At 43.8% G+C, this 12548-nt stretch carries 6 protein-coding genes; all 6 read left to right on the top strand.

The genetic code is table 11. The features are described 5' to 3' along the window. The first annotated feature begins 759 nt into the window (after nucleotides 1-759). The 6 genes from GXO74_13850 (at nucleotide 760) to GXO74_13825 (ending at nucleotide 12281) form a co-directional block, all read left to right on the top strand. Complete coding sequence (locus GXO74_13850; protein NOZ62751.1) at nucleotides 760-3426, top strand: valine--tRNA ligase; 2667 nt, start codon at nucleotides 760-762, stop codon at nucleotides 3424-3426. A 63-nt stretch (nucleotides 3427-3489) separates the two neighbouring features. After that, nucleotides 3490-4857 (top strand): DUF4139 domain-containing protein, encoded by a 1368-nt coding sequence (locus GXO74_13845; GenBank protein ID NOZ62750.1) that lies wholly within the window; start codon nucleotides 3490-3492, stop codon nucleotides 4855-4857. Between the two features lie 454 nt (nucleotides 4858-5311). Continuing rightward, a complete protein-coding gene (recG, locus tag GXO74_13840) occupies nucleotides 5312-7426 on the top strand; it encodes an ATP-dependent DNA helicase RecG (GenBank protein ID NOZ62749.1) in 2115 nt (704 codons plus the stop codon). Nucleotides 7427-7677: 251 nt separating this feature from the next. After that, nucleotides 7678-8460 (top strand): class I SAM-dependent methyltransferase, encoded by a 783-nt coding sequence (locus GXO74_13835; protein ID NOZ62748.1) that lies wholly within the window; start codon nucleotides 7678-7680, stop codon nucleotides 8458-8460. Between the two features lie 4 nt (nucleotides 8461-8464). Beyond that, entirely contained in the window at nucleotides 8465-9583 is a 1119-nt protein-coding gene (locus tag GXO74_13830) for a glycosyltransferase family 4 protein (protein NOZ62747.1), read from the top strand. A gap of 1 nt (nucleotide 9584) precedes the next feature. Continuing rightward, entirely contained in the window at nucleotides 9585-12281 is a 2697-nt protein-coding gene (locus tag GXO74_13825) for a DUF2723 domain-containing protein (protein NOZ62746.1), read from the top strand. Nucleotides 12282-12548: the final 267 nt, after the last annotated feature.

The raw sequence follows: 12548 nt of genomic DNA, 5'->3' as shown, positions 1-12548 counted from the left end.
ATAAAAACGCAAACTATTCCAAATAATCAGAAACGATTAAAAGCTGTAAATTTGGCGGGCGTTCATTTTTTTTATCAGTTTCTCATCTGTCTTTTCCGCCACAATAAATTGCGGCGCTGGTACAACTACAACTGGTAGTCAAACGTAAAAGATTTTTAGAAACCTCAGAGCGCGCAGAGGAGACACAGAGTTCACAGAGCCCTTCCACCCTACCTAAATTTTAAGTTAAAAAAGTCAGGGGAAGGGTGGCTCCGCGTCTTGGCGGCTTTGCGTGAGGATATTTTGGAGACAATAAAAGCCTTACGGCTTAATTCCTAAATTGGAGTGGATTTAAGGCGTCAGCCTTTTAAAAACAATAGATTATCGCCTTATGTTCAATTTTAACGGGTCATTGTCATTCTATAAAATTGTCTTTCCCTTGGCGGGCTTTGTGCATTCTTGGCGATCTTTGCGGTTTCTTTTTTTGACCGCAAACCACTTTGCTTTCTTAACCATTCAAAGGACTGGAACCCTTGAAGGGCGGTGGTAATTTCTGAAAGAGCGTAATAAAAACGCAAACTATTCCAAATAATCAGAAATGATTAAAAGCTGTAAATTTGGCGGGCGTTCATTTTTTTTATTTTTTCCTTGACTCTTTGCCCAGAAATTTTTAAACTTTCAACAAAATTCACTTTGATTTTTAATAAACTTTTGATTATATTCAGAGGATTCATTTTTTTATCAATTAATTTACTAACTAATTGGAGCTTGAACTCGATTATGGCGCAGAACGAAATTGCAAAAGTGTACGATCCTAAAAATGTTGAAGATCGCTGGTACCAATACTGGATTGAAAAAAATTATTTTCATGCGGAAGTAAATCCGGATAAAAAACCATACTCAATTGTCATTCCGCCTCCCAATGTGACGGACGTGCTTCACATGGGACATGCATACAACAACACCTTGCAGGATATCCTGATTCGTTTTCACCGTATGCGCGGCTATGAGGCTCTGTGGCTTCCCGGAACAGATCACGCCGGTATTGCCACGCAAAATGTTGTCGAGCGCAATTTGCGCAAAAGTGAAAATCTGACGCGCCATGATTTGGGAAGAGAAAAATTCGTCGAACGGGTCTGGGAATGGAAAGAAAAATACGGTAATGTGATCATTGAGCAATTGAAAAAATTAGGCTGTTCCTGCGACTGGGAACGCGAGAGATTTACCATGGACCCGGGCCTGTCGCAAGCAGTGACTGAAGTTTTTGTCCGCCTTTATGAAAAAGGCCTCATTTACCGCGGCGAGTACATCATCAATTGGTGTCCGCGATGCGGCACTGCTCTTTCCGATGAAGAGGCAATCCATCAGGATGAAAACGGAAAACTCTGGTACATCCGCTACCCGTACAACGGGAATAAATATATCACAGTGGCGACCACCAGACCGGAAACCATGCTCGGAGACGTTGCTGTAGCCGTACATCCGGATGATGCACGCTACAAAAAATTGATCGGTAAAACAGTTACCTTGCCGGTGATGAATCGCGAAATCCCCATCATTGCTGACCCGGCAGTTGATCCGAAATTTGGGACAGGCGCGGTAAAAGTCACCCCGGCGCACGATCCCAATGATTTTGAAATGGGACAGCGCCACAATTTAGCACCGATCAACGTGATGAATGAAGACGGCACCATGAACAAAAATGCCGGAAAATACAAAGGGTACGACCGTTTTGAGTGTCGCAAGATGCTGGTGAAAGAGCTGGAACAACTGGGACTTTTGGAAAAAATAAAAGACCATGAGCACGCCGTAGCGCATTGTCAGCGCTGCGACACGGTTGTGGAGCCATATTTATCCAAACAATGGTTTGTCAAAGTCAAGCCTCTTGCCGATCCGGCGCTGAAAGTCGTTGCCGACGGTGAGATCAAATTTCATCCCGAAAAATGGATTAAAAACTACAATCACTGGATGACCAACGTCCGCGATTGGTGTATTTCCCGCCAGCTTTGGTGGGGGCATCGCATTCCTGTTTACTATTGCGACGATTGCGGTCACGAAATGGTGAAACGCACTGCACCGCAAAAATGCGAGAAATGCGGAAGCACAAAAATCCGGCAGGATGAAGACGTGCTCGATACCTGGTTTTCTTCCTGGTTGTGGCCCTTTTCCACCATGGGCTGGCCCGAAAAAACGCCGGATCTGGAATATTTTTACCCGACGAATGCCCTGGTCACAGCACCGGATATCATTTTCTTCTGGGTTGCGCGCATGATCATGTCCGGTCTGGAATTTATGAACGATATTCCATTTGAACATGTTTATTTCAACGGTGTCATTCGCGACGATAAAGGCAGAAAAATGAGCAAGACTTTGGGCAACGGCATTGATCCCTTGCTTATGGTCAAAAAATACAGCGCTGATGCGGTTCGTTTCTCGTTGCTGATGCTGACATCGGAGGGTCAGGACATCAATTTGGCGGAATCCAGCTTTGAGATCGGAAGGAATTTTTCCAACAAACTCTGGAATTCATTCCGTTTCCTGATGATGAATCTGGACGAAACTGAAATTCCTGCTTTGATTGAGAATTTTGACAAAATTGATGATGAGAAACTGGAGTTAGCGGATCAATGGATTTTGAGCCGATTGCATAAAACTATTTCCGCAGCGACGACAGCGGTGGAAGAATTTCATTTCAATGAAGCAGTGGATAATTTATACTCATTTTTCTGGCATGAATACTGCGATTGGTATCTGGAATTGATCAAGCCGCGACTTTACGGCGAGGACGCAGAAGCTAAAAAAATCGCGCTGAGTGTTGGCCTTCATGCCATGAGAATTATTGTTAAATTGCTGCATCCGTTCATTCCGTTCATCACGGAAGAAATCTGGCAAAAAATACGGCATGAATCAGAATCCGACTTGATTGTGTCTGACTGGCCTGAACCGGATCAAAAATTTTACGCTGATGTTCCGGAAGAACAGATGGCGCTCGTGCAGCAGGTGATTGGCGCTGTGCGCAACATCCGCGGCGAAATGAATGTGCCGCCGACGAAACAAGCGCAGTTAATTGTAAAAAGCAATAATCAGAAACTTTTGAGTTTAATCGAACAATCACAAATTTATGTGAAATCGCTGGCAAAGATTTCCGACATCACGCTTTCGTCGGACGTTGAAAAACCGAAATTATCTGCTTCCGCCGTGGTTGCTGATCTGGAAATTTTTGTTCCGTTGGCGGGTTTGATTGATATTGAGGTTGAGCGCAACCGACTCACGAAGGAAATCACCCGACTGGAAAATCAGGTGCAAAATATCAACAAAAAATTGATGAATCAGGATTTCATCAAAAAAGCGCCGCAGCAAGTGATTGACAAAGAGAAGCAAAAATTGATTGATTTCCGACAAAATCTGGAAAAGCTCAAAGACAATCTGAAAAGTCTGGAAGATTAAATAACGTTTCCCTGCTTTGCGGCAGGGATTCTTTTTTTCTAACAAAATAAAAAGGGGCTTGCCATGAAAAAGTTAGCCTTTCTACTGCTGACATTGATCTTTTCGTTGTCTTCTGTCTTTGCCGATGATGGTCGCAAGGTAAGCGTTACAGTTTACAATGATAATCTCGCAGTCGTGAAAGACGTGAGGATGATGCGATTCCAAAAAGGGAAATTTGAGCTCAAATACCAGGACGTCGCCGCACAAATCGATCCCACCAGCGTGCATTTCAAGTCATTAACTGCGCCGGACAAGGTTGTCATTGCTGAACAAAATTATGATTTTGACCTCGTTTCCTCGGATAAAATTTTATCAAAATACATCGATGAAAACATTCGCGTGCGCACGAAACAGGACAGTCTTTTCGCCGGATCACTGCTAAGCTACCAAGGGAATTATTTGATTTTGCAAAAGCCGGGCGGCGCGATAAAAATGGTGAACCGCTCAAACGTAGTAACCATTGATTTCCCTGAGTTGCCGGAAGGATTGTTGACAAAGCCTACTTTGCTGTGGCAGATAATTTGTCAGCAAGCCGGAGCGCATGAGACCGAAGTCAGTTATTTGACCAAAGGCATGGAATGGCACGCTGAATATATTGCCGTGGCAAAAAATAACGATCAGAATCTGGAACTCAATGCCTGGGTTTCCATTAACAACCACAGTGGCGCGACTTTCCCTGACGCAAAAATTAAACTCATGGCTGGCGAAATTCACCGCGCGGAACCGGAAAGACGCTATCGTCAAACAATGGATTATGTTGAAAAAGCTATGCCCATGGCCGCGCCGAAATTCGAGGAAAAAAGTTTCTTCGAATATCATCTTTACACGCTCGATCAACCGTCCACCCTGAAAAACAATCAGATTAAACAAATCACCCTTTTCCCTACCGTGGAAACGAGATGCAAGAAAATTTACATTTTCGAAGCGAAAGTTTCCACGAAAGATGTTCACGTCAATTTGACTTTCAAAAACGAGAAAGCGGCAGGAATGGGTATGCCGCTGCCGGCAGGGAAAGTTCGTGTTTACAAAGAAGACCCGAAGGACCAGTCTCTGGAATTGATCGGCGAAGATAGAATTGAGCACACGCCCAAAGATGAAGAAGTCAAACTTTATATCGGCAATGCCTTTGACATCAAAGTCGAGCGCACAATGATGAACAAAAAATCTACCGGCAAGCGCTCCCGTGAGGAAACCTGGGAAGTGAAAATTCGCAATCACAAAGAAAATGACAACGTGGAAGTACAAGTGGTTGAACGATTTTATAATTTCTGGAAAATTAAAAACTCCACTCACCGTTACAAAAAGTTGAGTGCGGACAAGGTGCAATTTTCCGTGCCGGTTATGCGCGACTCGGAAGCAGTTTTGACATATACGGTGAAATTGTCATGGTAATAAACTAACCAAACTTTTTTAAATTAACTATTATCCGCCAGAAGTCGGACGAGTACTAACAAAAACAAAAAAATCGACAACATAAAAATACAGAAAACTTCAGATCAAGTTGAAATAAAAACCGGTTCTATTTTTCGGCAAAATAATTTAGGGCAAAATAATTGATCCTGAAAATGGAATTCCAGTACAGTTGTCATTTTCTTTCTTGAATTATATGGTTCCAAAAATTATTTTGCCATTCATAGAGATACTGCAAATGCAACAAGATATTTTCATCAAGGGATATAAGAACCTTCTGGGGCTAATCTTTTGTACTTCTTTGTTTTGAGGAAACAATATTTTGCAAAAGTTAAGCAAACTTGTTTAGGAAAGCAGATTTCTTTTCCGACGGGTACCTGTTTTTTGCCAATTATAAAATGTAGAAACTGATCTTTATAAATAAACCAAAATAGCAATGCCAAATCAAGAGCAAAACAACTTTCTCGACATTTCCGTTCAATTTGTGAAAGGAATCGGCGAAAAACGGGCGCAAGCGTTGAACAACGCCGAAATTTTTACAGTGCGCGACTTGCTGCAATATTATCCTCGCCGCTATCTCGACCGCAGCAACATTACGGCGATTCGCAACCTAAAAATCAACGAATTGGTGACCGTTGTGGGCACGGTGCAGGCCTGCGGCATTCAGCGTGGCAGAAAAGCGCGTTTCGTACTCATGCTCTCCGATAACACAGGTCGTCTGAACTGCGTCTGGTTCAATCAAATTCCTTACTGGGAAAAAAAATTTAAGCCCGGGCAATTGATCGCCGTCAGCGGCAAAGTCGGCTATTTCGGCGGTCTTCAAATGGTGCACCCTGAATTTGACATTCTCTCTGACGATGAAGAAGTCAACATGGCGAATTTTTACAACACAGGACAAATCATTCCCATTTATTCTTCATCGGAAGCTCTCTCCCGCGTCGGATTGGACAGTCGCGGCTTTCGGCGAGTTTTGAATTATCTGGTGAAAAATTACATTTCCCGCATCGAAGAAACCCTGCCGCAGCATATTTTTTCACAATTGAAATTGCTTCCTCTGCAAGAGGCGTTGAAAAATGTCCATTTTCCCGGAAGCTTATTTCTGTTGAAAGAAGCGCGGCGTCGGCTCAAGTTTGAGGAATTTTTTCTGCTGGAATTTCTGCTGGCATATCGTAAAAAGAAAGTGATTGAGCAGGAAAAAGGAATCGCCTTCCCTGACATCGGTGATCGTGTTCACCAGTTAGCGGAAAAGCTGCCTTTCAAATTAACGCCGGCGCAAAGGAAAGTGTTGCAGGAAATCTGGTCTGACATGAAAAAACCGCATCCCATGTACCGGCTCATTCAGGGAGACGTGGGTTCAGGAAAAACCATTATCGCGCTCATTGCCATGCTGCTGGCAGTGGAAAACGGCTATCAGGCAGCATTGATGGCACCGACGGAAATTTTGGCGGAGCAGCACTTTTTGACTTTCAAAAAATGGCTGGCAGAATTGGACATTCACATTGAGCTGCTGGTCGGAGCGCAAAAAACAGCGGAACGCGAGGAAATTCTTAAAAATGTCGCGTCAGGGAAATGCCACATCGCCATTGGAACGCACGCCTTGATTCAAGAGCACGTTAAATTTGCAAAATTGGGCTTGATTGTCATCGACGAGCAGCATCGTTTCGGCGTTACTCAGCGCGCGGAATTGACGCAAAAAGGCGCCAATCCCGATGTGCTGGTGATGACTGCCACGCCGATTCCGCGGACGCTTTCTTTGACTCTGTACGGCGACTTGGACATCTCCGTCATTGACGAACTTCCCGAAGGAAGAAAACCGATCATCACTTCCTGGCGCTATTCCGACAAGAGAAAAGAAATTTACAAATTTGTGAAATCGCACATCGACGCTGGCGCCCAGGCGTACATCGTTTTTCCGCTGGTGGAAGAATCTGAAAAATTAGATTTGAAAGCCGCGTCTGAAAGCTACGAAGTTTTGCAGGCGTCAATTTTCAAAGACAACACCATGGCGCTACTACACGGCAGAATGAAAAACGAAGAAAAAGAATCGGTCATGGCGTCTTTTAAAAATGGCGACATTCAAGTTCTTGTTTCCACAACAGTTATCGAAGTCGGCGTTGACGTGCCTAATGCGACAATCATGGTCATCGAGAATGCGGAACGCTTCGGACTTACACAATTGCATCAGTTACGCGGTCGTGTAGGGCGCGGTGGCAAACAATCGTACTGCATTCTTATTGCCAAAAAACCGCTGACGGAAGAAGCGCTCACCCGGCTGAGAACAATGGCTTCCACAACTGACGGTTTCAAAATCGCCGAAGTCGATTTGCAGCTTCGCGGTCCCGGAGAGTTTTTGGGCACGCGCCAGCACGGATTACCGGACTTCAAAATTGCCAATCCTTTGAAAGACGGACAGCTTTTGCAAGACGCCCGCAAAATAGCCTTCGAGTGCGTGGAAAATGAAACTGACTTAAATTTTCTCCTGGAATCCGTTAAAAAAATCAGTTTTTACCAACAGTTCAAAGAAAATCTTTCACTGATGCGCATCGGCTGATCCTTCCTGCCTCGCTGTCTGTGAATGGGAACTTTTCCGCTGATTCAAGGTAACAATCATTTAATTCAACTCAAGAAAATTTCCATAGCAAAAAACCATTCCATGAACTATCACAGCGCAAATTTTTAACTTGATTTATTACAATTTTTTCATTAACTTTGCAGGCTTTGTTTTTCAACTAATCCATTCCGGTCAGCTTTTATCGCTGACTTTTTCGCATTAATAATTTTTAATCGGAAGCACTCATCTCCATGGCGACAAAAGTATCAACTCGTGATCATTGGGAGAAGTTCTGGCAGGAACGCAAAGACATCGATCAGGTTTATTCCAACGACGAACGAATTTATCAGAATTTGAAAAAAGTCACAAAGTTTGAAAATAAAAAAATCCTGGAAGTGGGCGCTGGCAGCGGTAGGGACAGCTTGAAATTGTACCGGGACAAAGCTCAGGTTTTTGTTCTGGATTACGCCCCGCAATCGCTGGAAATCATTCGCCAGTTGAACAAAAAAGAAACCGCGCAACTGCACGGCATTCAAGCCGATGCGTTTCGGATGCCCTTTCCTGACAACTCTTTCGACATTGTTTTCCATCAGGGTTTGCTGGAACATTTCCGCGATCCACGGCCTCTGCTGCAGGAAAATTTTCGTATTTTGAAACCAGGCGGTTTGTTGCTCGTGGACGTGCCGCAGCGGTATCATTTTTACACTGTAATTAAGCACATTTTGATTTTTCTCAATAAATGGTTCGCCGGCTGGGAGACTGAATTTTCCGTCAGAGAGTTGAAGCAAGTGATGCAAAAAAGCGGCTTCGAGCCTATTCATTCCTATGGCAATTGGATGCGTCCCAGTTTGTTCTACCGCATTTTTCGTGAAGTTCTGAAAAAAGTGGGGATTCAACTCCCGCTCTATCCTCGCGGTTTTTCGCCATTCCGCCGCATCAGGGATAAATTTCGTTCACTTTTCTCGGGGCAAAAAGGGGCTTTTTACACATTTCTTGACATCGGAGTTATCGGAGAGAAAAAAGAAAAATTTTAAAAATATGGCATATAACATATTAATTTTCAACTGGCAGGATATTCGAAATCCATTGGGCGGCGGCGCTGAAGTTCATTTACATGAAATTTTTAAACGAATCGCAGCAAAAGGACATCGCATCACGCTGGTGAGCTGCCGACACCCGCAATTGCCAAATGAAGAAATTGTCGATGGAATTCGCATCATTCGGTACGGTCATCGAAATTTGTTCAATTTTCACGTGGCGAAACTTTACCGGCAATTATCCCGTCAGGAAAAATTCGACGTTGTCATTGACGACATCAACAAAATTCCGTTTTACACACCGCTCTTTGTCAAAGAACCGATCATCGGCATCATTCACCATTTGTTCGGCAAAAGCATTTTTCTTGAGGCTCCGCTGCCGGTGGCGCTTTACGTCATGCTTTCGGAAAAATTAATCCCGTGGATTTATCGCCGCACACCAATGGCAGTAGTATCCGATAGCACAAAAAATGAGCTGATTGAAAAAGGTTTGCAAAAGGAAAATATTTCGCTCGTTCAAAACGCCGTTGACGCTGCGGCCTATCAATTTGACGCGGGGACAAAATCACCAACGCCGCTCATCGGCTATCTTGGTCGGGTGAAAAAATACAAAAGCGTACACCATCTGATTCGCGCGTTTCAATTAGTCATCAAGACAATTCCCGAGGCAAAATTGCTGCTTGTGGGCGACGGAGATTACCTGGCGGAAATCAAAAAATTAGTTGCTCGACTTAATTTGCAGGATGGGGTGATTTTTACAGGCAGCACGCATCATCAGAAAAAAATCGACTATCTCAATCAGATGTGGTTCATGGTCAATCCCTCGCCCAAAGAAGGCTGGGGACTGACAGTAATTGAAGCGAATTCGTGCGGCGTGCCGGTTATCGCCGCGGATTCGCCGGGACTCAGAGATTCCGTTGTGGACGGCAAAACAGGTTTTCTTTATCCTTACGGAGACTACAAAAAATTAGCACAGATAATAATTCAACTTATTCAAGATGAAAAATTGCGCCAATATTTTGTGCCGCATTGCATCGAATGGGCGCAAAAGTTTAATTGGGAAAACTCAGCCCAAACCATGATTCGACTCATGGAAAAAGTCATTACTCGGAGGGAGTAACATGCAAAACGATAAGCTGATTAATCGAATTTTAGCTATTTTTGTTTTTCTTGCTTCGACAATTGTTTACCTGCGCACCATCGCGCCGACAGTTTCTTTCTGGGACTGCGGAGAATTTATCACCACGGCGCACATTATGGGCGTTCCCCATCCGCCGGGGGCGCCGTTTTATTTGCTCGTAGCGCACATTTTCAGCATGATTCCTTTTGCCAAAGATATCGCGCTGCGCATCAATACGATTTCTTCGCTCACGAGCGGCCTCACCGTCATGTTCACTTACTTGATCATCGTCCGACTCATTATTATGTACCGCGGTGCCATCAAAGATCATTTTGATCGTCTGGTTACCTATGGCGGCGGACTTGTTGGCGCACTGACTTTTGCCTACACCGAAAGTTTTTGGTTCAACGCCGAAGAAGCCGAAGTTTATGCCATCAGTATGTTTTTTACTGCCTTCATCATCTGGCTCATTTTGCTCTGGTACGAAAAAGCGGATTCTTCCACGAGCGACAAATACATTTTGCTCATCGCCTATCTGGTGGGAGTTGTCATTGGCATCCATCTGCTGAGTATATTAGCCTTGCCGGCAATTTTTCTTTTGGCATATTTTCGCAAATACAAGAAGCCGGAAATGGGGACTTTTCTGTCCTTCATGGCTGTTGCCGGGCTGATATTTTTTGTCATCTACCCGGGAATTGTTAAAAAATTACCCGACTTAATTCTATTTTTAAACACAAACGCCGGGCCTTCATTTTCAGCGATATTTTTCATTATCGTGTTTATTCTCGTTCTTTACGGCATTAAAAAAGCGATGGATCACAAACGACGATTTCTGTTCTTGGCGCTCACTTCTCTCCTTTTAATCGTCATGGGAGCTTCCACGTACGCCAGTATCTACATTCGCTCCAACTTAAATCCTAAATTGGATGAAAACGATCCCGAGAATATGGAAAATATGGTCAAATACCTCAATCGTGAGCAATACGGTGATTGGAGCATCGTCGAACGCCGAGCTTCGCTGTGGGAATATCAAATAAAAAAAATGTACTTGCGCTATTTTGGCTGGCAGTATATCGGGAAAGGAACTACTTTAGACGACGACGGCAGAATTGTGGAAAATTTTAGTTTGCACGGCCTATTTATGATTCCGTTTCTCATTGGTTTAATTGGCATGGTGCACCATTTTCGGAGAGACTGGAAAAACGCCTCAGTTGTGCTGACTTTATTCATCATGACCGGGCTGGCAATCGTCATTTATCTCAATCAGGAAAATCCACAGCCTCGCGAGCGGGACTATGTTTACACCGGCTCGTTTATGGCGTTCGCTTTCTGGATCGGAATCGGCGCCGCGGCTATTTTGGACTCGATAAAGGAAGCGATGAGCAAGCGCAGCTTAAAAACTCAACTCGTCGGCGGTTTTGCCGCCTTGTTTATCTTGCTGTTAGCATCCCCGGTTCGTTTGCTGGCTTTCAACTATCATTCTCACGATCGCACCGGAAATTACGTTGCTTACGATTATTCCTACAATATTTTGCAGAGCTGCGAGCCTAATGCGATTCTGTTCACCAATGGCGACAACGATACTTTTCCGCTCTGGTTTTTGCAATACGTGGAGGGAATTCGCACCGACATCCGTATCGTTAATTTGAGTTTGTTGAATACGCCCTGGTACATCAAACAATTGCGCGACCAGGAGCCAAAAGTTCCTATTTCCCTTTCGGATACGCGTATTGAAAGTTTGCAACCCATGCTCTGGGAAAAACCAAAAATCGTTCGTATCGAGATTCCGCGCGAGGCTTACACCAAAGACCTGCAGGATTTGACAGAGCAAAAGAGATTGGTGGCAGACACGATCAAAAATCCGGAGATCGTATTCGAGCTCAAACCAACACTTTACGGTAAGGGAATTCGCGTTCAAGATCTCATGATTTTAAACATCATTCAGGCAAATCGTTTCACCAAACCGATTTACTTTGCGCTGACGGTGTCGCAGGAAAATCTCATTAATCTGACCAAATATTTGCGCATGGACGGCTTGGTGTACAAATTACTGACCTACAAAGGTCAAACGCTCTCTCCGATGCATTTGAAAAATAATTTGCTGAATAAATTTCGCTATCGCAACCTGAATAATCCCAAAGTCTATTTCAATGAAAACATCAAGGGTCTGCTGCGTAATTATCACGGCGCTTACTATCACCTCTGCCGTTATTATTTCAAAGAAAAAATGTATGACAATTTGATAGAAGTTATGGACAATCTATTCTCTGTCATGCCGGACACAGTGATCCCCATGCGCCATGAATTGGAGTTTCAATTTGCTCTGCTCTATCGGGACGCCAACGCTCCGGACAAAGCGGAAAAACTTTTCCGGCACATCATGGAACGGGACAACGTAAAATTAGACGCGAAATTGCAATATGCATACTACTACTATCGCGATGACAAACAAAAGGCCCTGCAATACATCAAACAGATTCACGATGAAAACCCCGGCTACGCCAATGGCGTGTACTGGCTGGCTAATTTATACTTGCAGAAGAAGGACTATCAGAAAGGATTGGATCTGATAAATGGATGGATGTCGACTCATCCCAAAGATCAAAATGCACTTGCCTTTAAAAGTCAACTTGAGACACAATTGAGAAAATCATTGCCCGACACAGCGCTATTACAACCCGCTGAGCCGAAAAAGTAAAACAAAATCAGTATTCAGTTTATTTCAGCGGCAATGACCGGCTCAATTAAGCAGAAATCTTTCGCCAAAGAATCCTCTGCAACTTCATTCATCTATTGCAGAGGATTCTTTTGATTTTAAGAATTATGTTTTCAAACAGGAAAGCCGGGGTTAGTTGTGTCAAAAATGGAACTTTTTATTCTATCCGATTGTATTTTAAACGATTCCTTCGGGAATTTTTTTACAACAACGCAGGGGCGGTGACAGACAATCGAAATAATTTACAGA

The sequence above is a fragment of the Calditrichota bacterium genome (assembly GCA_013152715.1).
Lineage (GTDB): Bacteria > Zhuqueibacterota > Zhuqueibacteria > Thermofontimicrobiales > Thermofontimicrobiaceae > 4484-87.
This window is presented reverse-complemented; position numbering and strand designations above follow the sequence as displayed.